Origin of the sequence: Micromonospora sp. GCM10011541, assembly GCF_042650725.1 — a bacterium.
GTDB classification, from domain to species: Bacteria; Actinomycetota; Actinomycetes; order Mycobacteriales; family Micromonosporaceae; genus Micromonospora; species Micromonospora sicca.
In genome coordinates this window covers 1-23,001 of the sequence record NZ_JBHSBP010000110.1, presented here as the reverse complement: position 1 = coordinate 23,001, position 23,001 = coordinate 1, and the positions used below count along the sequence as shown (strand labels likewise).

17 protein-coding genes and 1 pseudogene are annotated in these 23,001 nt (G+C 69.3%); 3 read left to right on the top strand and 15 right to left on the bottom strand.

The annotated features are described in order from the left end of the window. Positions 1–4: 4 nt before the first annotated feature. From ACFOYX_RS36030 to ACFOYX_RS36020, 3 genes are all read right to left on the bottom strand, one after another. The gene (locus ACFOYX_RS36030) at positions 5–1,591 is read right to left on the bottom strand and encodes a hypothetical protein (protein WP_322443877.1); all 1,587 of its coding nucleotides are present in this window, start codon (positions 1,589–1,591) and stop codon (positions 5–7) included. A 33-nt stretch (positions 1,592–1,624) separates the two neighbouring features. After that, positions 1,625–1,948: a hypothetical protein gene (locus ACFOYX_RS36025; protein WP_322443876.1), complete on the bottom strand. Its 324-nt coding sequence runs from the start codon at positions 1,946–1,948 to the stop codon at positions 1,625–1,627. Positions 1,949–2,105: 157 nt separating this feature from the next. Continuing rightward, positions 2,106–6,311, bottom strand: coding sequence for an FtsK/SpoIIIE domain-containing protein (locus ACFOYX_RS36020; RefSeq protein WP_322443875.1), 4,206 nt, complete (start codon positions 6,309–6,311; stop codon positions 2,106–2,108). A gap of 342 nt (positions 6,312–6,653) precedes the next feature. Here ACFOYX_RS36020 and ACFOYX_RS36015 point away from each other — a divergent pair, with 342 nt between their 5' ends. Both ACFOYX_RS36015 and ACFOYX_RS36010 read left to right on the top strand, forming a co-directional pair. Beyond that, positions 6,654–7,766 (top strand): sensor histidine kinase, encoded by a 1,113-nt coding sequence (locus ACFOYX_RS36015; protein ID WP_377534801.1) that lies wholly within the window; start codon positions 6,654–6,656, stop codon positions 7,764–7,766. Positions 7,767–7,788: 22 nt separating this feature from the next. Next, entirely contained in the window at positions 7,789–9,333 is a 1,545-nt protein-coding gene (locus tag ACFOYX_RS36010) for a serine/threonine-protein kinase (protein ID WP_322443873.1), read from the top strand. Here ACFOYX_RS36010 and ACFOYX_RS36005 read toward each other — a convergent pair. The 11 genes from ACFOYX_RS36005 to ACFOYX_RS35955 all read right to left on the bottom strand — a co-directional run bounded on the left by ACFOYX_RS36005 (position 9,330) and on the right by ACFOYX_RS35955 (position 20,964). Then, positions 9,330–9,599 (bottom strand): hypothetical protein, encoded by a 270-nt coding sequence (locus ACFOYX_RS36005; RefSeq protein ID WP_322443872.1) that lies wholly within the window; start codon positions 9,597–9,599, stop codon positions 9,330–9,332. The two genes, ACFOYX_RS36010 and ACFOYX_RS36005, sit on opposite strands and share 4 nt — an antisense overlap. Positions 9,600–9,975: 376 nt before the next feature. Then, a complete protein-coding gene (locus tag ACFOYX_RS36000) occupies positions 9,976–10,458 on the bottom strand; it encodes a hypothetical protein (RefSeq protein WP_322443871.1) in 483 nt (160 codons plus the stop codon). A 211-nt stretch (positions 10,459–10,669) separates the two neighbouring features. Further along, positions 10,670–11,062 carry a hypothetical protein gene (locus ACFOYX_RS35995; protein ID WP_336636862.1) on the bottom strand — a complete coding sequence of 131 codons (393 nt, stop codon included), beginning with the start codon at positions 11,060–11,062 and terminating at the stop codon, positions 10,670–10,672. A gap of 291 nt (positions 11,063–11,353) precedes the next feature. Next, entirely contained in the window at positions 11,354–11,485 is a 132-nt protein-coding gene (locus ACFOYX_RS35990) for a hypothetical protein (RefSeq protein ID WP_322443869.1), read from the bottom strand. A gap of 225 nt (positions 11,486–11,710) precedes the next feature. Further along, complete coding sequence (gene mmsB / locus ACFOYX_RS35985; RefSeq protein WP_322443868.1) at positions 11,711–12,982, bottom strand: multiple monosaccharide ABC transporter permease; 1,272 nt, start codon at positions 12,980–12,982, stop codon at positions 11,711–11,713. Positions 12,983–12,989: 7 nt separating this feature from the next. Beyond that, the gene (gene mmsA / locus ACFOYX_RS35980; protein ID WP_322443867.1) at positions 12,990–14,519 is read right to left on the bottom strand and encodes a multiple monosaccharide ABC transporter ATP-binding protein; all 1,530 of its coding nucleotides are present in this window, start codon (positions 14,517–14,519) and stop codon (positions 12,990–12,992) included. Between the two features lie 114 nt (positions 14,520–14,633). Continuing rightward, positions 14,634–15,761 (bottom strand): multiple monosaccharide ABC transporter substrate-binding protein, encoded by a 1,128-nt coding sequence (chvE, locus tag ACFOYX_RS35975; RefSeq protein WP_322443866.1) that lies wholly within the window; start codon positions 15,759–15,761, stop codon positions 14,634–14,636. A 102-nt stretch (positions 15,762–15,863) separates the two neighbouring features. Further along, a complete protein-coding gene (araA, locus tag ACFOYX_RS35970) occupies positions 15,864–17,384 on the bottom strand; it encodes an L-arabinose isomerase (RefSeq protein ID WP_322443865.1) in 1,521 nt (506 codons plus the stop codon). 165 nt (positions 17,385–17,549) lie between these two features. Then, on the bottom strand, positions 17,550–18,233 hold the full coding sequence (locus ACFOYX_RS35965; RefSeq protein WP_322443864.1) for an L-ribulose-5-phosphate 4-epimerase: 684 nt from the start codon (positions 18,231–18,233) through the stop codon (positions 17,550–17,552). Beyond that, positions 18,230–19,975 carry a ribulokinase gene (gene araB, locus ACFOYX_RS35960; protein ID WP_322443863.1) on the bottom strand — a complete coding sequence of 582 codons (1,746 nt, stop codon included), beginning with the start codon at positions 19,973–19,975 and terminating at the stop codon, positions 18,230–18,232. Before araB ends, ACFOYX_RS35965 begins: the two co-directional genes overlap by 4 nt. Further along, positions 19,975–20,964: a LacI family DNA-binding transcriptional regulator gene (locus tag ACFOYX_RS35955; protein WP_322443862.1), complete on the bottom strand. Its 990-nt coding sequence runs from the start codon at positions 20,962–20,964 to the stop codon at positions 19,975–19,977. Before ACFOYX_RS35955 ends, araB begins: the two co-directional genes overlap by 1 nt. Before the next feature lie 517 nt (positions 20,965–21,481). Here ACFOYX_RS35955 and ACFOYX_RS35950 point away from each other — a divergent pair. Then, positions 21,482–21,934: pseudogene (locus ACFOYX_RS35950) on the top strand (4-hydroxy-2-oxovalerate aldolase); the annotation flags it as partial. An 86-nt stretch (positions 21,935–22,020) separates the two neighbouring features. Here the strand turns inward: ACFOYX_RS35950 and ACFOYX_RS35945 are convergent. Further along, on the bottom strand, positions 22,021–23,001 hold a 981-nt coding region (locus tag ACFOYX_RS35945; protein WP_377534800.1), incomplete at its 5' end, for a low temperature requirement protein A.

Genomic DNA, 23,001 nt, shown 5'->3' with positions numbered 1-23,001 from the left:
TTGATCACTTGGTCAGTTCGAGAATGGTGTTGTAGCTCTTGGATTCCGCGTTGGTGAAGTCGAAGATCTTGTTGAGAGCCTGGAGGTCGTTCGAGCCGTTCTTGATGGAGTAGTCGTGTGGATGGCTGGACATATCCGCGATCAGAGCCTTTGTGTCACCGGAGCTGAGGTCCACCGGCTTGTTGTGGCTGTCCACGAGATAGCCGTGCTTGGCCAGCTGGGTCCACATCGCGATCCGAGCCGGGCCGGTTCCGGCGCGCTTGGTGAACTCCAGGACGTTGATCTTTCCGTCTCCTGGCAGGTTCGCGCCCAGCGTCGCCTCGAAGTCTTTGTCGAGTCCTATCCCGGCGCCGCTCTGCAGCCCGCCGATCACCAGGTTGTCCAGCACGCTCGAGCCGGAGTGGACCAGTGAGCCCCATGGCAGGATGTTGAGCACGGCACCCGAGGTGATGCTCTTCACCGCGTCGTCCACCCCTTCGCGCGCGGCATTCGATTTGATGATCACGTCGAGGTATGAGGAAAGTATCGAGTCGACTTCAGCGCTTTGATTCTCGATCCACCTGGTCAGCTGCTTGGGCGTCATTCCGGGTCCGGGGTCTGCCACCGATCCTGCCATCCCCACCGCGAGGAACTGCAGCAGTGTCGCCTGCGCGCCCGGCACATACGTGAGGTCCACGCCGTGCAGCGCGGTAGAGACCCGTTTCATGAATGCCCTCATGCCGGCCGGGTCGTTGTCGTGGGTCAGGGCCGCCTGTGACAGCACGTGGAACACCGGCGTGAAGACGAGGCCGTCCGTGGAGTACTGGGAGAGGTTGACCAGGCGGTGCAGGTCGGCGCCGTTGAGCAGGTCGACGAAGTTACGCGCGGCCGTGCGGTTGTTGGCGATGGCCTGGAGGACGGACAGTTGCGTCCCCTCCGTGATGTGCCAGTGCTGCACGGAGAGATCCGTGCCCTGCACCCGGCCCAGCGCCGTGACGATGTTGTGCGCGGCCTTTGCCGACAGGGCGCCGCTGGCGAGCGCGTTGGCCAGGGCCTGGTCGTTGCCGTTCACCGCGCACTCGCCGCGCCGCCCCATGAGCTCGGCGATCTGGTTGGCCGTCAGCGAGTTGTAGAAGCCCGCGGCGAAGAACCCGTCGTTCGCGTGCAGATCCAACTGCTCGGTGATCCATCTGAGGTTGGCCGGATCGCCCTTTTTGCTCATCTTGGCTGCGAGTGCGGCGCCCGCGTCAATCTGGGCCTGGTGCTTGAGCTGGATGTCCAGGGCTTCGTCCGACATGCGGTAGAGGCCGTCGGCCGGCCGGTTGGGCAGGTCGTTGGGGGACGTGCCGACCGTCGGCAGCGGGCTCGCGCTGCCGGCCTGCTGGAAGGCGTGACCGACCCGGCGCACCTCGGCGTCTGTACGGGAGGCCGCCGCCGCCGTCGTTGTCACCTCGGCGTCGATCGGCACGAGACACGCCCCACCGCCCCGCTCGTATGCCTGGATCGCGGGCGTCAGGGCGCCACGAACCCAGTTCTGCAACTCCTGGGCGCCACGGGTGCAGTGATCGGAGTAGCTGTAGAGGTTTTCCGGAATCGCTGACGCGGTCCGCACGTCCTCCTCCTTCCCGTCGCTGGTGCGTGTCGGCTAGCGTGGCGCCTGTCGAACGTGCGGCTGCTTGGCCATGTCCTCGGCCTTCTTCGCCGCGTACGCGTTGGCGGTCGCCGTGTCCACCGCCTGCTTCAACCTGATGGCCTCCGCAGCCAGGGCGGTGAGTCTGGACTGTTCACGGTGGAATTCCGGCTCAAAGACCGCGGTTCGCTTCTTGCCGGTCCACTTCACGCTGGACGGATCGCCGAGCAGCGCGCTCCGCTGGCTCTTACGCAACCAGGCCAGCCACTCGATCTTCTCGGCAAGCACACTCAGCTTCTGGCTCAGATGGTCCGCCGCGGCGAAATCGTAGCGAGTCATCTGTTCCTGCCTGGAGTCTTGGTCGCGCTGAAGCGACCCTATGGATTCGGAGAGCATCGGTCGTCAAGCGGCGGGTTGAGATTACGCTCAACCTCCTCCCGTACGTCCGGGTCGAGCCCTACAACTTCTGCGGTACATGCCAGCTGGCCGCCGGCGGTCAGTCCGGGCGGGCCAGCTGCACCCCCTCCACGCTTCCGTTCGCCACGAGGTAACCACGGCCGGGCACGGGTGCCATGCGGTCCTGCCGCGGCAGCACCACGCCGAGCAGGTCGCCGTCGAGGTCATGGTCGGGGATGAGCAGCACCCCGCACCGGCCGTCCCGTACCCGCTGCGTCCAGCTGCCGTAGGTGCGGCGGATGGCGTCGGCCCGGCCGGCCGCGATCAGATGGCGGCCAGCGTCCGCCTTGCTCAGCCAGCCGTCAAGCACGCCCAGATCGTCGTCGACGGTCTCGGCGTCGTCCACGAGTACCAGCACCCGACCGGCCGCGGCGGTCAGCGCCGCGTCGAGGTCCAGGTAGCTGCGCACCACCGTCACCGGGGCGGACAACTCCCACAGCGGTGAGCGACGGGGCGCGAAGGCCACCACCGCAGGCGGCTCCCCGCCGGCGAGCACCACCTTCGCGATCGCGCACAGCGCCTCGCTGCGACCCGATCGCGGTGGCCCCGTGATGAGGGCGTGTTCGTGCGCGTAGAGGGTGAGACCGGCCGGGGCCAGCTCCCGGTCACCGACACCCAGTGGGATCTCCCACGGGCCGTCGTCAGTTCGCGCGCGTACTTCGAGCTCGGCGAGGGTGACCTGGCGCGGCAGCAGGCCGACGGTCGGAGCGGTGCGTACCGCATCCGGCCAGTGCGCGGCGACCTCGGCCACCGCGGCTGCCAGGGCCGGACCGGGAAAGCCGATCTGGATGACCTGCCGGGTCGCCGCCACGACAGCCCGACCCGGTAGAAATCCGGGTACCGACCTGCGCGGGACGTCGAAGTTGCCATACTCGGCGGGGTCGGCGAGGCGCATCAACAGTTTCTGCTGAGTCAGGGCACTCCACGCGGCTGGTACGGCGCCGCTGCGGTCGGCGGTCGCGGCGAACCGGATGCCGACCGCCGGGCCGTCGGCGAAGACGCGGGCCAGGTCTTCGACGAGGCTCATGCCGGCCACATCCTTGTCGTAGTCACTCAGCAGCGCGCCAAGGTTGTCGATGAGCACGAGCCATTCGTGCTGCGGGCCGCCCGCCTTGCGGGTGTCGAGCTGCCGGCGGAGCATCCTGATCAGGCGGATCTGGCGCTCTCGCTCGGCCGCGCCGATGTACCCGCCGGTGTGCGGTAGGCCGGCCAGCGGCGCCAGATCGCCAGCGCCGAGGTCGAGGACGAAGATGTGGTGGCGGTCCGGGTGCTGTGCTCCGGCGACGGCGAGCGCCAGCGCGGCGAGCGCGGTTGACGTCCCGGCGCCGACCGCCCCGTAGATGAGCAGGTTGCCGGCCTCGGGATCCCAGCCCACGGCGTACTGGGTCTGCCGGTCCGGATCGTCGGCGAGCGCGTACGCGGGCAGGCCGACGGTAGCGGTCTGTTGGCCGCGCGCCGCGCGCGGGAGGTCCCGCAATGCCACCACCGGCGGCAGCGGTTCGGGCCAGGGGCGGCGTGGGGCGGCGATACCGGCGACGTCGCACGCCTGCTGTGCGGCGGCGACGAGGCGCTGAAGATCGGTTGGGCCGTCGCCGGTGTCGACTGGGCCGTCGGCGGCCGGCGTCACCACCTGGAATGGGGCGAGGGTCACCGGCGCGGTCGTGGCGTCCTGCGGTGTAACGCCGGTTGACAGGGCGGTCTGGACCGGTTGGACCTCACGGGCGCTGAGCCGGTAGTAGCCGCGTCCCCACTGGCGGCTGCCGATGCCGGCGGCGGCCGGGTTGTCGATGACGTCGTTGGAATCCCCGCTGCTCTCCAGGCGCAGGGCGATGCGCAGTTTGACGTTGTTCTTGATGGCGTCGCTGACCGAGCCGGCAGGGCGTTGCGTGGCCATGATCAGGTGCATGCCGAGGCTTCGTCCGCGCTGCGCGATGCTGACCAGCGATTCCACGAAGTCCGGCAGCGCTTTGACCAGGGTGGCGAACTCGTCGATGACGACGACCAGGCGGGGCATCGGCTCCAGGTCGGGTCGTTGGGTGTCACGTAGCCGCTGGTAGTCACGTACGTGGCTGAGGCCGGCGTCGCGCAGCGCATGTTCGCGGTGGCGCAGCTCCGCTTCTAGGCAGCGCAGGGCTCGTTCGCCGAGTTGTTCGTCGAGGTCGGTGACGAGTCCGACGACATGCGGCAGTCGGGCGCATTCGTCGAGCGCGCCACCGCCCTTGTAGTCGACCAGCGCGAACGTGAGGTGTTCCGGGCCGGCGTAGACGGCCATGCTCGCGATCAGGGTGCGGAGGAGTTCGCTCTTGCCCGACCCGGTTGTCCCCGCGATCAGACCGTGCGGCCCGTCGTCGTCGAGGTCGACGCTGAACAGCTCTCGCTCGGTCACCCCGAGCACCGCCTGTACCCGTAGGCCCTGTGCCGTCTCCCGCCAGCGCTGCGCGACCGCCCTGCCCGAGACGTCGGGCAGATCGAGCAGCGGCAGCAGGTTGATCTGATCGGGCAGCCCGGCGCCGTCCACGCGTAGCTCGGGGTCTTCGAACCGGGCCAGCGCGCGGGCCAGCCGTCGGGCGTCGCGTTCGGCGATGCCGGTCGCGATGATGTCGGTGACCTCTTCGCCGGTGGTCACCTGCTTCAGCGCTGCGGCGCCGTCGGCGTCGACGGACAGCACGGACGTGCACAGCGCCGGCAGCCGTTGGGTGAGCACGATGCCGCCGCAGGCGACCGTCGTACCGGCCAGCAGCGCACGCAGTGGGCACGGGCGGCCTTCCAGCAGCGTGGCACCGTCGACGACGACCACCATCACCGGCCGGGTCGGCGCTTCGGCAGTCCCCGACACGGGTGCTTCCGCCAGCAGCCGGCGGGCGAGGGCCTGGGACTGTTCGGGTCCGACCGCCACGAAGCGCGCCGATCCCGATCGCAGGTCCGCACCGTGTGGCAGCCACTTCGTCCAGTCCCAGTCCGCGATCCGGTCCGGGTCGGCGAAGATCGCGAGGGTCACATCCGCCGGTCCGCTGCCCACCACCGCCTGGCACAGCATCGCCCTGGCCACGGCCAGCGTCGCGGTCCGGTCACCTTCGAGCCCGACGACACCACCCCGGGAAATCTGGACCACGACCGGGACCTGCGGCAATGTCGCCACTCGCGCGACCATGTCGGTCGCCTCCGGGTCCGGCTCGCGGGCTTCGAAGGTCACCGGTGGTATCCAGGGCAGGTCGGCCGTGCCGACCGAGACGTGGAGGAAGTCCGCGGCGTCCCGGCGCCGCTCCCACAGGCGCAAGCCGGGCCCCTGAGCGCGGAAGAGCGCCTCGGCCAGGTCGCCTTCGGCCTCCCGGCGTTGGCGGCTCTCGGTCTCGCGGCGGACCGTCAGCGCCTCCCGCGCCGCCGCGAGTCTGGCGGCGTAGGTCCGGCGGCCCCGCCGCAGACTCACCCGCCCCCGGGTCCGCGTCTCCACAAACTCGAACAGGAATACGATCGGTGTCAGGGCGGCGAGGAAGGCGTACCGGACGTCTCCCATCACGACGACCATGGCGCCCGCGAGCAGCAACGGACCGAACAGGGCGGAGATGCTGAACGCGGTGCGACCAGCCGAGCGCGGAAGCTCCGGGATGACGACCGGGGGCGGTCCGGCCAGGGAAGCGACCCGGGGCGCCCGGTTGAACGGCAGCGTCCCGCCGGGGCGAGCCTCACGCACCGCGTTGACGTGCTGCAGCGGGCCGAGCCGGTCCGGCGGCAGGACCCGCAGCAGCACCTGCCCGGCGAGGCAGATCAGATCGTCGGGGCCGATCCGGGTCGATCCGGTGAGTCGTATGCCATTGACATCGGTTCCGTTGAGTGATTTGAGATCGGTCAACATCACCGTGCCGTCCGCAGCTACCTCGAGGGCGCAGTGCGTCCGCGAGACGTCGACGGCGTCCAGGCTCAGATCGGCCCCTGCTCCCCGGCCGATCACGATTCGCCCGGGCAGCAGCGGCATTGACGTTCCCGCCTGCAGGCCGCCAACGACGCGCAGGGTCGCCGTGGGGCGAAGCGGCAGGGTGGGCGGTCGCACCGCCGGCGCCACCTCGCTGCCCATGACCAGCCCTGATTCGGCCAGCCCGGTCCCTGGCGGGAACCCGCGGCCGTCGATGAGCACCCCGTACGGGGTGCCAAGTGCGCGCGCCAGGTCCTCGACTGTGGCGTCGGGACGACCCAAACGAAGTTCGAGTTCCTGCCCGGTCCCGTCGCCGCCGCGGTAGACGAACCGCACCCCGATGCCACCTCTCCCCGATCGTGTTCCACCGCGCCGGCACCGCCACGGTCCGATATGGACCAGACGTGAGCCGAACGGCCCGCGTCCTGCACCGAGCGCCGTGGAGCCGGCAAAACCCCGGGACACGGGCGGGTTCCGACAAGCTGCGAGCGGTCCCGCCAACGGTCCGACGAAGGGCCGTCCTAAGGTACGTCGATGCCGCGAATCAGGTTACTCGTGCGACGGTTCACGGGTGTACGCCCCCTCGTCGTCGACACCGCGGGGGCTGTCCTGGTGACCGGGCTTACCCTCAAACTCGGGTACGGCTCCTATCCCGCCAGCGGCCCACGCCAATTCGACGTGTTCGCCGTCGTGCTCACCCTGTTGGCGAACATGCCGCTCGCCTTCCGCCGCTGTGCCCCGATGACGGTGCTGGTGTCGTGTGAAGTTCCGCTCGCCGTGTACGAGGCCTGGGGCTACTGGCTCGGTCTGAACCAACTCGGTCCGCAGATGGCGTTGGTCACCCTGGCAAGCCAGCGCCCTCGTCGATGGACCGTGCTCGGGGCGGCGATCATCGCTCCGGGCATGATCTATGGCAATGTCCACACCTGGAACGGCTCTACTCTCGATATCATCGCCCTCAGTTCAATGTGGATGACGGCGCTCGCGGTGGTCGGCGACGGGCTGCGTCGGCTGAAGGAGTACGGCGCGATCGTGGCCGACCACGCCGCGCGGCTGGTCACTGAACAACACGAGCGGGAGCAGCGGGCGGTGCTGCTCGAACGGATCCGGATCGCGCGGGAACTGCACGACATCGCCGCGCACCACATGTCGGTCGTCGCGGTCCAGGCCGGCCTGGCCAGGTACGTGCTCACCTCCGACCCCGCGACCGCCGAGAAGGCTCTACTGTCCATCGCCGCGATGAGCAGCGAGGCGCTCGGAGAGGTGCGCCGCCTGGTGAACATCTTGCGTCCGGACCCGGAATCGGACGGCGGGCCGGCTGCACGGGACCAGGACACTCCGGACGTGGCACGACTGCCCGTCATGATCGAAAGGGTCGGGCTGACCGGGTTGACCGTCGAGTACAACGTGTCCGGCGAGGCGCAGCCCCTCCCGGCTGGTGTCGGGCTGTGCGTGTACCGGGTGGTGCAGGAGTCGCTGACGAACGCGATCAAGCATGCTGCCGGCTCCCGGGTGACGGTCTCACTGCGCTACGTCACCGACAAGATCACCGTCCGGATAAGCAACGACGGGCGCCGCAGCGCTCCACCGACGGGCGAAACCGGGCAGCTGGGCAGCGGTGGAAAGGGGCTGGTCGGCATGTACGAACGGGCCATTTTGTACGGCGGAACGCTCACCGCCGGTGAATTGCCGGACGGCGGTTTCCAGGTCGTGCTGACCCTGCCAATCCGTTCCGTCGCGGCCGCCTCGGTCGAGAACAGCGCACGCGGTGACCTGAGAGCCGATAGGTGAATTGAAAGGAGACGGAAGCTCGATGCAGCAGTCGACGGAGGCCACGCCAGTGATCGCCGGGTACCGCGACCTGACCCGGATCGCCGAGGGTGGGTTCAGCACCGTGTACACGGCATACCAGGAGACGCTCGGCCGGACCGTGGCGGTCAAGGTGTTGCGTGCCGACGCGCGCGACCCGGCCGCTCAACAACGGTTCCGGAGCGAATGCGAGTTGACCGGCAGGTTGACCGGGCAACCACACATCATCACGACCTTCGACGCCGGTACCACTCAGGACCAGCGCTTCTACATCGCCATGCAGTACCTACCCAACGGGTCGCTCGCCAACCGGCTCGCCGCGACCGGCCCGTTGCCGGTCGCTGAGGTCCTCCACGTCGGCGAGGCGATCGCCGAGGCGCTGGCCGCGGCACACGCGGCAGGCATCCTTCACCGTGACATCAAGCCTGGCAACATCCTGATCTCGGACCGGGGCGAACCCGTCCTCAGCGACTTCGGTATCGCCGGTCTGATGCAGCCGTCCGGGAGCGTGCCGGCGTTCACTCGCGGGCACACCGCGCCGGAGGTGCTCGAAGGTCGCCCACCAACCGTCCGCTCCGACATCTACGCGCTCGGCTCCACGCTCCACACACTGCTGGCCTCGACGCCACCCGCCGGCAACGCGCCAGGCGTGCCCGACCTGAACCGGGCCGATGTGCCGGCCGCGCTGCTGACCCTGCTCCAGCGGACCCTCGCCGCCGATCCGACGGACCGGCCAGGGGACGCGGCACGCCTCGCCGCCGAGTTCAAGGCCCTACCCGGCGACCGGGACCGGGTCGCGCTGCGCGCCGCCTCCGTGGCGCAGCCGCCGATGGATCCGGATCCCTCGCCCGCGCCACCGGACGGTCCGGCTACGCCGGGCGAAGCGACCCGGTACCGTCCAGAACGGCAGTCCGCGCCCGCGAGCGGCCCCGTCCGTCGGGGCCGACGCCGAGCGGTGGTGATCGTCGCGAGCCTCGCCACCGTAGCGGTCCTGGTCGCCGCCGGCACGCTGATCGCCGCCGTTGTCAACCGGCCACGTCACACACCGTCCCAGGCGCTGACCGTCGCGTCGGCCACCCCGACCAACCCGCGGCCGTCAGCCGCCCCTAGCAAGGCGAAGCCGCAGTCGGCCCGCACTCAGCCCGCGCGGCACGGCGCCGCGCCTGGCCGGCCATCGTCGCCGGCGCCGGCATCGACGACCGCCACCCCGTCCAGCGCCGCGTCGTCCAGCCCGAAGCCCACGCCGCAGGCTCCACCGCCAACCGTCTGTACTCCGAACGGATGCGGCGCGAAGGCGTACTTCGTCGGCGAGGGCGACCACCTGTACGTCTGCGACAACAGCGGTGACGGCTACGGCGCGATCGCCCAGTACACCCGGACCGACTACCCGGGACAAAACAACGACGCCGTGAACAAGAACGGGGCGGGCACCTGTGTCGACCACAACATGAACATGCCGGAGGCTGCCACGATCACCTTCCGGGTCTGCCTGCTGAAGAGCACCGGTGAGATCTTCAACTGCAGCGCGTACCGCACCACCTCCGCCTAGTACGGCACTGCTGGGACGTTTTGGCAGAAGATCGCTCGGCGAACGGATGGGGCATTCACCGAGAACCACGACGGCGCGTGCGAGCACATGAAGATCGACCGGCGCGTCTGACCCACACGTCGGACGATGTCGTAGTTGAGGCGGCTGCCCCGAACGCTGACGGGCCCGAGGTGCGGGCTGCGGTGAGGGATCTCTTTGAGCACCTTGCCCGGCACCACGCCCGTCGTGCCGTTGCCCAGGACGGGCTGGCTCAACGGCTCGACCACGATGCGGCAGCCCAGCAACTGCGCCGGGCGGCAGCGGCCCTGGCATGACAATCGGCTTCTGGTACGAGGAGGCGGAGCGGTCGATGCGGGCGGCCACTGCGGCGGTGACCAGACGTCGCGCGGGGACCGCCGGGGAAATCAACGGTTTGATGGGTGCCCGGTCGGACCTCTATCACCAGCTGGCCAGGCTGACGGAGCTGCTGATCGGCGGTCGCCCGGCGGCGGAGGTGCCGGACAGGGCGGCTGCCGGCCTGGTCCTGGGGCGGCATGGGCAGAGCCTGACCCGGTTCTACGTGGGGCTGCGGGCCGCTGCGGTGGTGGGCGAGCGGCTACCGCCGGCACCCGAGGTCACCACTGGGGGCGGTCATTCGCGAGGTCACTGTGCGAGGGAGTCCGCCAGGTCGCTGGCCAACCGGTCCGCCGATACCAGTGGGATCGGCTCGAACATGGCTGGCTCGTCCTCGGTGAAGAGCGCGGTCGGGCCGTAGATCCAGTCCGTGGAGGAGTAGTCGTCGACCTTCCGGGCGCGGAGCAGGACGTTGCGCTGCTCGCGCCCGACGCCGTCGAGGTGCCACAGTTCACCCCACACGCGGGCCGTCAGCACCACGCGTCGGCAGTGCTCCGGCCGGACCGCCTCGTGGGCCGCGAGCGCGCCCGCCCAGTCGACGGTGCCGTCGTCGCCCCGAAGTCGCTTGACATGCCCGGCGAGTACCCAGCCGTCCTCGATCGCCATGATCCCGCCCTGCGCCAGATATTGCAGCGGCGGGTGGGCGGCGTCGCCCAGGAGGGCGATCCGGCCGTCGACCCAGGTGGTGATCGGGTCGCGGTCGTACATCCGCCACCACTTGTCGCGCCACATGTGCGGCAGTCCCTGCTGAACGGCCTCGCAGGTCCTGGCGAAGGCGGTGTCGAGCTCGTCGGGTGTTCCCCAGTCCTCGAGCCCGGCGAGTGCCTGGGGGACTCGAAGACGGCGACCTGGTTGAGGAGGTCGCCACCGTGCAGTCCGTAGTGGACGGAATCGCAGCGGGGGGCGACGTACACGACGACCTCGGAGAGGTCGACCGGGCGGCCTACCTCCGCGATCGGCACGGTGCCGCGGCAGGCGACGTAGGCCGAGGAGACGGCTGGTCGTCGACGAAGAGCTTCCGGGCGACGGAGTGCAGGCCGTCGGCCGCGATCACCACAGATCCCTCATGGAGGGTGCCGGCTTTGGTCGTCGCGGTGGCCTTGTCCCCTTCCTGCGAGTACGCCGCGCCCCGCTGCTCGGTGAGCAGTTCGACGCCGGCCTCGCGACAGGCCTCGAGGAATAGTCCGTGAAGGTCGCTGCGGTGGATGACCAGGTACGGGAAGCCGTACTTCCGCTCGAGGTCACGGAGGTCGAGCGAGGTCAGGTCGCTCCCGTCGACCGCGTCGCGCATCACCATTTTGTCGGGTACGACGCCGCGGGCCTTGGCCTCCTCCAGCAGCCCGTAGTCATCGAGGATCCGCGTGCAGTTCGGTGCGAGCTGGATGCCCGCGCCGACGCCATCCTGCTACGCCTGCACACCGAAACCGCCTGCCGGCGCGGGGCCGCCCTCGCCCTACGTTTGACCGATATCGATCGGAACGTGGCCTGGTCCGGCTCACCGAAAAGGGCGGGACCCTACGTTGGCAGCCCATCACGCTGGATCTGGCGAGCCTTGTCGATCACACCCGACACCGCGGCCCGGGCCTACCCACCGACGCCCTGCTGCGATTCCGTCACGGCGGCGCGCTCACCAGCCGCCGTCGGACCCGACGGTCAGCTCGGTCCAGCTGGCGCCCTCGTCGTCGCTGCGGAACGGCCGGCCGTCGGGGCGAGCCGCCGACGAGCCGCGCCGCAGGTTGCTGGCCTTGATGAGGAGCACCGGCTCACCAGACGAGCGGGGCCGGTGCCTGGCATGCGCCCGGCCACCGGCCCCGCCTGTCCTGCGGATCGGCTCAGCGCTGCGTCGCCGCCTAGTTGTGGCACCCTGCGGCCGGTTGACCTCGAGCCGCCAGGACCTGGTGTCGCCGACCCACCGGTATCTCGCTACTCAAGGACTCCGCGGGCCACGGGCGTGGCCGACCTGCCGCCGCCACGCCCACGGCCGTCAGCGCGTCCGGCCGGCGCGACGCTTGGACCACACGTCGAACGCCACGGCGCCGAGCAGGACCAGCCCCTTGACCAGCATCACCCGCTCGCTCGGCGAACCTATGAGGGACATACCGTTGTTGATCACGGCCATGATCAGGCCGCCCGTGATCGCACCGGCGACCTTGCCGACGCCGCCCTGCACGGCGGCGCCGCCGATGAAGGCGGCGGCGATGGCGTCGAGTTCGAAGGAGTTTCCGGCGGTCGGACCGGCCTGGTTCAGCCGGCCGGCGAAGATGATTCCGGCGATGGCGGCGAGCACGCCCATGTTTACGAAGATCCAGAACGTCACCGACTTGACCTTGACGCCGGAGAGACTGGCCGCCTGGAGATTGCCGCCGACCGCGTAGATGTGCCGACCGAACACCGTCCGCTGACTGATCAGCGTGTACGCCAGCACGAGAACCGCCAGCAGCACCAGCACCCACGGCAGGTTCTTGAACCGGGCGATCTGCACGATGATGAACATCAGCACGAGGGCGGCACCGGCCAGCTTCAGGGCGAAGATCGGCAGTGGGTCGACGGCCTGCCGGTAGCCGATCCGGGCACGCCGGGCCCGCCACTGCACCCCGAAGATGCCGGCGACGGCGAGCACACCGACGATCAGCGAGAACAGGTCCGCTCCACCCAGCACACCGAGGCCGACGTTGCCCAGGAAGCCGGGCGTGAAGCCGTTGGCCAGCGTCCGCACGTTGTCCGGGAACGGGCCGATGCCCTGGTTGCCTAGCACGGTCAGGGTGAGCGCACGGAAAACCAGCATGCCGGCGAGGGTGACGATGAAGGCCGGGATGCCGAAGTACGCGATCCAGAAGCCCTGCCAGGCGCCGATCAGCGCGCCCACGACCAGCGTGATCACGATGGCGAGCGGCCAGGACACGTGCTGGTTCACCATGAGTACCGCGGCGACCGCCCCGGTGACCGCGACGACCGAGCCGGCCGACAGGTCGATGTGGCCAGCGATGATGATCAGGATCATCCCGATCGCCAGGATCAGGATGTACGAGTTCTGCACGACGATGTTGGAGATGTTCTGCGGCTCCAACAGGGCGCCCTGGGTGAGCACCTCGAACAGGACGATGATCGCCGCGAACGCGATGTAGATGCCGCTCTGGCGCAGGTCGACCGAGGATCGACTCCTCGGTGTGTTGGTCGGTGGCGGGGTCAGATCCGGGTCCACCGCGACGGTGGTGTTGGTCGGGATCTGGCCGCTCGTGGGCGCGACGCTGCTCATCGGGCCGCTACTCCTTTACCGTGGTCATGTACGCCATCAGGCGCTCTGGGGTGGCGTTGGCCCGGGAGAGCTCACCGGTGATCCGCCCGGCGGACAGGGCGTAGATCCGGTCGCAGATGCCGAGCAGTTCCGGCAGCTCGGACGAGATGACCAGGATCGCCTTGCCCTGGTCGGCGAGCCGGTTGATGATTCCGTAGATCTCGTACTTGGCGCCTACGTCGATGCCCCGGGTGGGTTCGTCGAGGATCAGCACGTCCGGATCGGTGAACATCCACTTCGCCAGCACCACCTTCTGCTGGTTGCCGCCGCTGAGGTTGCCGGAGGTGGAGGCGACGCTCGGCGCCTTTATGTTGAGGCTGGACCGGAACTCCTCGGCGACCCGGTACTCCTCGTTGTCGTGGACCCAGCCGCGGTTTGCCAGCTTCTCCAGCCGGGCCGCGGACACGTTTCGCTTGATGTCTTCGATGAGGTTCAGGCCGTACCGCTTGCGGTCCTCGGTGGCGTATGCGATGCCGTGCCGGATGGCGTCGCCCACCGTCCGGATCTGGATCTCCTTGCCGTTCTTGAAGACGCGGCCCGAGATGTCCACCCCGTAGCTGCGGCCGAACACGCTCATCGCGAGTTCGGTCCGGCCGGCACCCATCAGTCCGGCCAGCCCGACGATCTCGCCGCGGCGCAGGGTCAGATGGGCTTCGGAGACCACCACCCGGCCGTGTTGGGTAGGGCTGTGCACCTTCCAGTCCTCGATGCGCAGCACCTCCTCACCGATCGTCGACTCGTGCGGCGGGAACCGGTGTTCGAGGTCGCGTCCGACCATGCCGGAGATGATCCGATCCTCGGTGACCCCGCCGGCGCGCATGTCCAGCGTTTCGATGGTCCGGCCGTCCCGCAGGATGGTCACGGAGTCGGCGACGGCCTCGATCTCGTTCAGCTTGTGCGAGATGATCACGCAGGTGATCCCCTCGTCGCGCAGGCCGCGCAGCAAGTCGAGCAGGTGCGCGGAGTCCTCGTCGTTCAGGGCTGCGGTCGGCTCGTCGAGGATCAGCAGGCGCACCTCCTTGGAGAGCGCCTTGGCGATCTCTACGAGCTGCTGCTTGCCCACCCCGATGTCCATCGCCGTGGTGGTCGGGTTTTCCCGCAGGCCCACCCGGTTCAGCAGGTCGGCGGCCTCGGCATTGGTGCGGGTCCAGTCGATGAGGCCCCGCTTGGCCCGTTCGTTGCCGAGGAAGATGTTCTCGGCCAGCGACAGGTACGGGCTCAGCGCCAGCTCCTGATGGATGATGACGATGCCGCGCTTTTCGCTGTCGCGGATTCCGGCGAAGTCGCACAGCCCGCCGTCGAAGTAGATCTCCCCGTCGTACGACCCGTGCGGGTAGACGCCGGACAGGACCTTCATCAGCGTCGACTTGCCGGCGCCGTTCTCGCCGCAGATCGCGTGGATCTCGCCGCGTCGCACCTCGAGGTTGACGTCCTGCAACGCCTTGACGCCGGGGAAGGTCTTGGTGATCCCCCGCATCTGCAATATCGCGTCGGTCATGCCCGCCGCCTTCTCGATCAGTTTCGGGTTGAACGGGCGTTGGTGCCCGCGACGTACAGGCCCGGGCGTCCGGCCGGCAGCGCGGGTAGCCACCGCCGGCCGGACGTCGGGACATTACTTCAGCTGGTCCGCGGTGTAGTAGCCGGACTCGACGAGCGTCGCCTTGTAGTTGGACTTGTAGACGATCACCGGGTCGAGCAGGTACGACGGAACGATCTTGTTGCCGTTGTCGTAGTCCTTGGTGTTGTTGACCTCGGGCTTGGCACCCTTGAGCACCGCGTCGGCCATCTTCACCGTGACGTCGGCCAGCTTTCGGGTGTCTTTGTAGATGGTGGCGTACTGCTCACCCGCGATGATCGACTTCACCGAGGCGACCTCGGCGTCCTGGCCGGTGACGATCGGGTACGGCTGGCCGGCGGTGCCGTAGCCACTGCTCTTCAGTGCCGACAGGATGCCGATCGACAGACCGTCGTACGGCGACAGCACACCCTGGACCTTCGTGCCGCCGGTGTACGTCTTGGTGATCAGGTCCTCCATGCGCTTCTGCGCCGTGGCGGGGTCCCACCGCAGGATCGCGACGGTCTTGAAGTCGGTCTGCTTGCTCTTGACGACCAGCGTGCCCTTGTCGATGTACGGCTTGAGCGTGTCCATCGCGCCGTTGAAGAAGAAGGTCGCGTTGTTGTCGTCCGGCGAGCCGGCGAACAACTCGATGTTGAACGGGCCCTTGGCCGTCCCCTCCGAGCCGTCCTCCTTCTTGAGCCCGAGGCCGACCAGCAGGGAGGTGGCTTGCTGCACGCCGACCTTGTAGTTGTCGAAGGTGGCGTAGTAGTCGACGTTGGGCGACTTGCGGATCAACCGGTCGTAGGCGATCACCGGGATCTTCTTGTCGGCGGCCTCCTGCAGCTGCGTGGTGATCGCGGTGCCGTCGATCGAGGCGATGATGAGCAGCTTGGCGCCCTTGGTGATCTGGTTTTCGATCTGGTTGACCTGGGTCGGGATGTCGTTCTCCGCGTACTGCAGGTCGACCTTGTAGCCGAGCTTCTCCAGCGCGGCCTTGACGTTGTTGCCGTCGGCGATCCATCGTTCCGACGACTTGGTCGGCATCGTCACGCCGACGAGGGCACCGGCCGAGTCGGCGCCGCCGCCGCCCTGGTCGACGGTCTTGGTGCTCGAACCGCAGGCGGACATGGCCGTGGCCAGTGCCACGGTCACCACCGCGGTGGTCAACCTGGCGAGTCTCATTCTCACTCCTCAGTGGGATCTGGGATCTGGGATCTGGGATCTGGAACTGGGAACTGGGTCTGGTAGGTCGGGAGGACAGCCGGCGGGCGCCGGCGGGAGCGGTCAGAAGCCTCGGCTCGGCAGGCCCTGGGCCAGCCGGTAGTACGCCTGGTTCCAGCGGATCTCGTCGGCGAACCGGCCGCTGCTGGTCAACTCGTCGATGACCAGCAGCTCGGTCTGCAGCATGGTGGCGAAGTCCCGGAACGTCTCGGTCTGCACCGCCTGGCTCAGCACGGTGTGGTGCGGTCCGCCGGCGGTGAGCCAGGACTCCGCCGAGGTGGACAGATCGGGTGCCGGCTTCCAGACGGCTCGGGCCACTGGCAGGCTCACCAGCGGCTCGTCCGGTCGCACCACCTCGACCTCGTTGAGCACCAGCCGGAACCGGTCACCGAGGTCGGCGATGCCGACCACCACGGCCGGCCCGGGACGGGCGTCGAACACCAGCCGGACCGGGTCCTCCCGGCCGCCGATGCCCAGTGGGTGGATCTCGCACGACGGCTGGCCGTCGGCGATGCTCGGGCAGACCTCGAGCATGTGCGCCCCGAGGATCTTCGGTTCGCCCGGACCGAAGTGATAGGTGTAGTCCTCCATGAAGGATGTCCCCCGACCCGGCAGGCCGCCCATCGCCTTCACCGTGGCGAGGAGGGCCGAGGTCTTCCAGTCCCCCTCTCCGCCGAAGCCGTAGCCGTCGGCCATCAGCCGCTGAACCGCGAGCCCGGGCAGCTGGCGCAGCCCGCCCAGGTCCTCGAAGTTCGTGGTGAAGGCGCCGAACCCGCCCTCGTCGAGAAACTCGCGCAGGCCCCGCTCGATCCGTGCGGCGTACCGCAGCGAGTCGTGCCGATCACCGCCGGGCTCCAGCCCGGGCGCGAGCCGGTAGCTGTCCGCGTACTCCTCGACGAGGGCGTCCACCGCCTGGTCGGACACGGCGTCCACCCGGGTCACCAGGTCGTTGACCGCGTACGTGTTCACCGAGACGCCGAACCGGAGCTCGGCCTCGACCTTGTCCCCCTCGGTCACCGCGACGTCGCGCATGTTGTCGCCGAACCGGGCCAGCCGCAGCGACCGGAGCCGGGCGTACCCGCGGGCCGCGTCGACCCAGCGGGCGACCCGGTCCCGCAGCACCGGATCCGACACGTGGCCGGCGACGGTCTTGCGGGCGACGCCGAGCCGGGTCTGCACGAAGCCGAACTCCCGGTCGCCGTGCGCGGCCTGGTTCAGGTTCATGAAGTCCATGTCGATGCTCTGCCAGGGCAGCGCGGCGTTGAGCTGCGTGTGCAGGTGCAGCATCGGCTTGCGCAGCGCGGCCAGGCCGCTGATCCACATCTTCGCCGGGGAGAAGGTGTGCATCCAGGCGATGACCCCGATGCAGTCGTCCGCCGCGTTGACGTCCAGCATCTGCCGCCGGATCGCCGCCGAGTCGGTCAGCACCGGCTTCCAGACGATCTCGGCGTCGATCCCCCCGCTGCCGGCCAGCTCGCGCTGCACCTGCTGCGCCTGGTCGGCCACCTGGGCCAGGGTCTGCGGCCCGTAGAGACCCTGGCTTCCGGTGAGGAACCAGACCTGTTGGCGTGCTGCCTGCGGCATGTCGCGTGCGCTCCTCGATATCGGTGCGACTCCCGCTCGACCCGGAGCGGGCGAGGTGCTCGCCCGGCTGTCGAAAAAGCACACGAACGGGTGTCGCATTTCACAGTGTTATCGTTCACATGAATGGCGTCAATAAGGGTTTGTTACGGTTACATCACGCGCCGGTCACCGCGGTGACGATCGGGGCGCGGCGACCGGGCGCTGGCCGTACACGTTCTGGTAACGGTCGTAGAGCGCGTCGATGTCCGCCGGGGCGATCGGCGCCGGCTCGCCGAGCTGGCGGGCCAGGTGCACCGTGCGCGCCACGTCCTCGCACATCACCGCCGCCTTCACCGCGTCCCGGGCGGTCCGGCCGATGGTGAAGACGCCGTGGTTGCGCATCAGCACCGCCGGCGACCGGTGGCCGGCGAGGGTCTGCACGATGCCGCGGCCGATGTCGTCGCCGCCGATCAGCGCGAACGGCCCGACCGGGATCTCCCCGCCGAACTCGTCGGCCATTGCCGTCAACACACACGGGATCGCCTCGCCCCGGGCGGCCCAGGCCGAGGCGTAGCTGCTGTGCGTGTGCACCACGCCACCGACGTCCGGCCGGGCCCGGTAGACGTAAGCGTGCGCCGCGGTGTCACTCGACGACGCGAACTCCCCCTCCACGACGGTGCCGTCAAGGTCGCACAGGATCATGTTCGCCGCGGTCAGCTCGTCGTACGACACACCGCTCGGCTTGATCACCATCAGCTCCTCGCCGGGCACCCGGGCCGACACGTTGCCGGCCGTCCAGGCGACCAGGGAGTACCGCGTGAGTTCCGCGTGCAGGGCCGCGACCGTGGCCCGGAGGTCGGCGACGCTCATCGGGCCACACCCACCGTCGTGGAGGCCGGCGAGTGGCCCGACCGGGCGGCGTTGCGGATCGAGCGGAGTCGGTGCATCACGTCGTTGGTCCCCCGGCCGAAGTAGTCGTGCAGGGTCCGGTACTCCGCGTACAGCGCGTCGTACGCGTCGGCCCGCCCGGCGTCCGGCCGGTAGACCGCACGCCGGACCTTGCCCATCGCGGCGGCCGCCGCCGGTACGTCCGGGTAGGCCCCGGCCGCGACGGCCGCGTGGATGGCCGACCCGAGCGCCGGCCCCTGGGCCGAGTCGATCAGGCTCAGGGGACGCCGGGTCACGTCGGCGTAGATCTGCATGAGCACCGGGTTGCCGAGCAGACCGCCGGCGACCACCAGCTCGCTCACCGGTACGCCGGCATCCTCGAACGCGTCGATGATCACTCGCGTGCCGAAGGCGGTCGCCTCCAGCAACGCGCGGTAGACGTCCGGCGGCCTGGTGTTCAGGGTCATCCCGAGCAGCAGGCCGCTGAGATGGTGGTCGACCAGCACCGACCGGTTGCCGTTCTGCCAGTCCAGTGCCACCAGGCCGTGCGCGCCGACCGGCTGCTCCGCGGCCTCGCGGCTGAGCAGGTCGTGCACGCTGACGCCGGCGGCCCGGGCGCGCTCGTGGTACTCCGGCGGCACCCCGTGCTCGACGTACCAGCCGAAGATGTCACCGACCCCGCTCTGGCCCGCCTCGTAGCCCCAGTAGCCGGTGCTGATGCCGTCCCGCACGACTCCGCACATCCCGGGAACCTCGGCCAGCTGATCGGAGTTCATCACGTGGCAGGTCGAGGTCCCCATCACGGCGAGCAGTTGGCCGGGGTCGATGGCCCGGGCGGCCGGCGCGGTCACGTGGGCGTCGACGTTGCCGACACCGACCGCGATGCCCACGGGCAGGCCGGTCCAGCCGGCCGCCTCGGCGGTGAGACCGCCCGCCCTGGACCCCAGTGGCAGCAGCGGATGCTCGATCTTGTCGCTGACGAAGCCGCCGAAGTCGGGGTTCAGGGCGGCCAGGAAGTCCCGGGACGGATAGCGGTCGTCCTGGCGGATACCCTTGTAGCCGGCGGTGCAGACGTTGCGGGTCTCGACGCCGCACAGCTCCCAGATGATCCAGTCGGCCGCCTCGATCCACCGATCTGCCCGCGCGTACGTCGCCGGGTCCTCTTCCAGCAGTTGCAGCCCCTTGGCGAACTGCCACTCCGCGGAGATCCGGCCGCCGTACCGCGCCAACCAGGTCTCGCCCCGTTCGCGTGCCAGGGCGTTGATCCGGTCGGCGTGCGGTTGCGCGGCGTGGTGCTTCCACAGCTTCGGATAGGCGTGCGGGCGGTCCCGCAGATCCGGCAGTTCGCACAATGGGACGCCGTCCCGGGTGGTCGGCAGCACGGTGCAGGCGGTGAAGTCCGTGCCGATGCCCACCACGTCCCCCGGCGCCACCCCGCTGGCCCGTAGCGCCGCCGGAACCGCCCGGCGCAGCACCTCGCGGTAGTCATCCGGGTCCTGAAGGGCCCAGTCCGGGGGCAGCGGGACGCCGCCAGCCGGTAGCACCGTGTCGATGACCGCGTTGGCGTAGGGATGCACCGCGCTGCCCAGCTCGGCGCCGTCCGAGACCCGCACCACCACGGCGCGGCCGGAAAGGGTGCCGAAATCAACTCCCACAACACAACGCTCGGGCGTGTTAGCGTTAACATACGGGGGCGGATTGGACGACACGGATGGTCCTTTCATTACCTAGCGCGGTAGGGGGCGGTGCTGTCCCTGATCACGAGTTCCGCCGGCACGGTGTCCGTGCCGGCAACTCGCGGGGCGCCGTCGATCTGCTCCAGCAGTCGGGTCAGGCTGCGCCGTCCGACCTCGGCGAAGTCCTGGCGCACGGTAGTCAGCGGCGGGGTGAAGTACGCCGACTCGGGGATGTCGTCGAAGCCGACCACGCTGACGTCTCCCGGCACGTCCCGGCCGGCCTCGCGGAGCGCCCGCAGCAGTCCGAGCGCCATCTGGTCGTTGCCGGCGAAGACCGCCGACAGTCCGGGGACCGCGGCCAGCCGCTGGCCGAGCAGGAAGCCGGAACGCGCACTCCAGTCACCCACCAGCGCGGGTGGCGCCGCCACCCCGCCCTCCTCCAGCGCCATCCGCCAGCCCCGCTCGCGTCCGCGCGCCTCGGCCCAGTCGACCGGTCCGCTGATGTGCCAGACCAGCGGATGCCCCAGGTCCAGCAGGTGCTGGGTCGCCTGGGCGCCGCCCGACTTCTGGTCGACGGCCACCACCGGCACGGGCACCTCCAGGGCACCCTCCACCGCCACCACCGGCAGATCGGCCGGGAGATTCACCAGCGCCTGCGCTGCGGAGAGCTCAGGCGCGATGATGATCACACCCTCCACCGACTGGCGCCGGAGCCGCTCGATCGCGTCCAGGATGGAGGACCGGACGAGGGAGCGAAGGCTGACCGTCGCCACGTGGTAGCCGGCCTGGTGGGCCGCGTCCTGGATGCCGATCAGGGTGGAGGCGGGGCCGTAGAGCGCGGTGTCGAAGCTGACCACACCGAGAGTGCGCGACCGGCCGGTAACCAGGGCGCGAGCCACCGAGTTCGGCTGGTAGTTGAGCTTGCGGATGGCTTCCTCGACCCGCCGGCGGGTGTCCGGGGAGACCCGGGGGTTGTCGTTGAGCACACGGGACACCGTCTGGTGCGACACGCCGGCCAGGGCAGCCACGTCCGCCATCACTGGTGGTCGGGACCGGCCGCCGGGCTCCGGCCCGGATGGAAGCGACCCCGAACGGGGTGGGCGCCCCGCGACATCTCCCACTGACGGTTCCCATCGATAGTATGGATTACGCCGGCACCGCGCCGCCCGCTGTGGCGGCCGTCGCGGATGGCTTCACTGTGACCGTTAACATGCCAGCGGTCAAGGGCCAAGAATTTCAGTAGTGTTACGGCAGGCGTTTCCCCAGGCGTTGTCGCGGAGCCATGACGATCGCGGGCGAGCTCGCCTCGCACACCGGGCTCTGCAGGCCGTCAACGCCGGACCTGCGGAGGTCGGGCGCCCGCTGAGAGGACCACGGCGGCGAAGCATCTGCGCCGCCGAGCGGCCAGGCAGCTTCCTGCCATGGCGTCAGCCGTCAGCTGACAGTTACAGTTGGGTCTTGATGTGTGCGCTAACATCGCGCCAACCTCACCGCGCAACGGCCCCGCCCCGCCCTGCAGCAGCTGTCAGACCCCAGCCGCCGCGGGTCACGCCGATCCTCGACCCGGGCACGGAGATCGGCATCCACGCCCACGAGAACCTGTCCCTCTCCGTGGCCAACAGCGTCATCGCCGTGGAGGAGGGCACCACCCGCGTCGACGCGTCACTCGCCGGCCACGGCGCCGGCGCCGGTAACTGTCCGATCGAACCGTTCATCGCCGTGGCCACCGTGCAAGGCTGGCAACACGGCTGCGACCTGTTCGCCCTCCAGGACGCCGCCGACGACCTCGTCCGCCCGCTGCAGGACCGGCCCGTCCGCGTCGACCGGGAAACCCTCACCCTCGGCTACGCCGGCGTCTACTCCAGCTACCTGCGCCACGCCGAAACCGCCGCACGGCACTACGGTCTCGATGCCCGGGACATCCTGCTGGAAGTCGGCCGGCGCAAACTCGTCGGCGGGCAGGAAGACATGATCCTGGACATCGCCCTCGACCTGAGCCGGAGCTGATCGTCCGACGAGGCGAAGGTCAGCCAACCGGTACCAGCGCTGACGCGTCCGCCACGCAACGGATGGGCTCACGCTGCGCGAGGAACTCACATCAGCGGGGCCGGTGGCTCGGGCTCTCGCCCGCGAGCGCGCCGCGCGTCCGCGACGACGATCCCGCCCAGCACCGCCGTGGCGCCGGCACCCGCGACCAGCGGAGGAGCATGCCACACGGCCGGGATCAGCAGGCCGAGGGCGAGGAGCCCGATCAGCCGTGACAGGGAGATCCGGCCGAAGACCTGCAGCTCGAAGGGAGCCCGTCCGAGCAGGAAAAGTGCCGGGCCGCCGAGGATCGCCACCAGCCAGTTCGGTTCCGGCCGGCCGGTGGGATCGATGATGTACAGCTCGAAGCCAGCACCAGCGAGGACGACACCGGAAATCATGATCATATGATTCAGGGCGGCCGCCACGGATTGCCGGGCCGGATTCCGGGCGGCGCCGATGGCCAGCGCCAGGACCAGGCCGGCCCGGTAGAAGTAGATGCGCCACAGCTGCACGATGCCGATGAAGGCCAGGCCGAACCCCATCCCGTGCGGGAGAGCGAGGTCGCTGTCGGAGAACGCCCGGCCGGACACGAAGACGGCCTCACCCAAGCTGATCAAGAAAATCTGCTGCAACCGCTCGGCCAGGTGCTCGCCCGCGACCTGTCTGCCGGCCCATTGACTGAAGCCGACCACGAACCCGGGGAACTCGATGGCCAGCGCGAGTGCCCACAGCCCACCCCGTAGCAGCCGGTCGTGCACCAACGCTCCAGCACCGTCGTTGTCGTTGTTGACCAATTTGTTTTTGGATATCGTCAGCCGGTCAAGGTCATGGAGATAGTCTGGCCGGCGACCGCCCTCTACCTTGGCCCAGCAGCCGTCCTGGCCTACAGAAAGTGGGGTAGACCCCAGTCTCCCCGGTGGCTGGACCGGCACGGCAACCCGCCCAGGAGGTCGCGACATGCTCCGACGATAATCCAAATTTATCATTGAGGTGATCTCAGCAAGGTTCGGCGGCCGAGTGGGGATGACACGGGCGTAACGTCCATA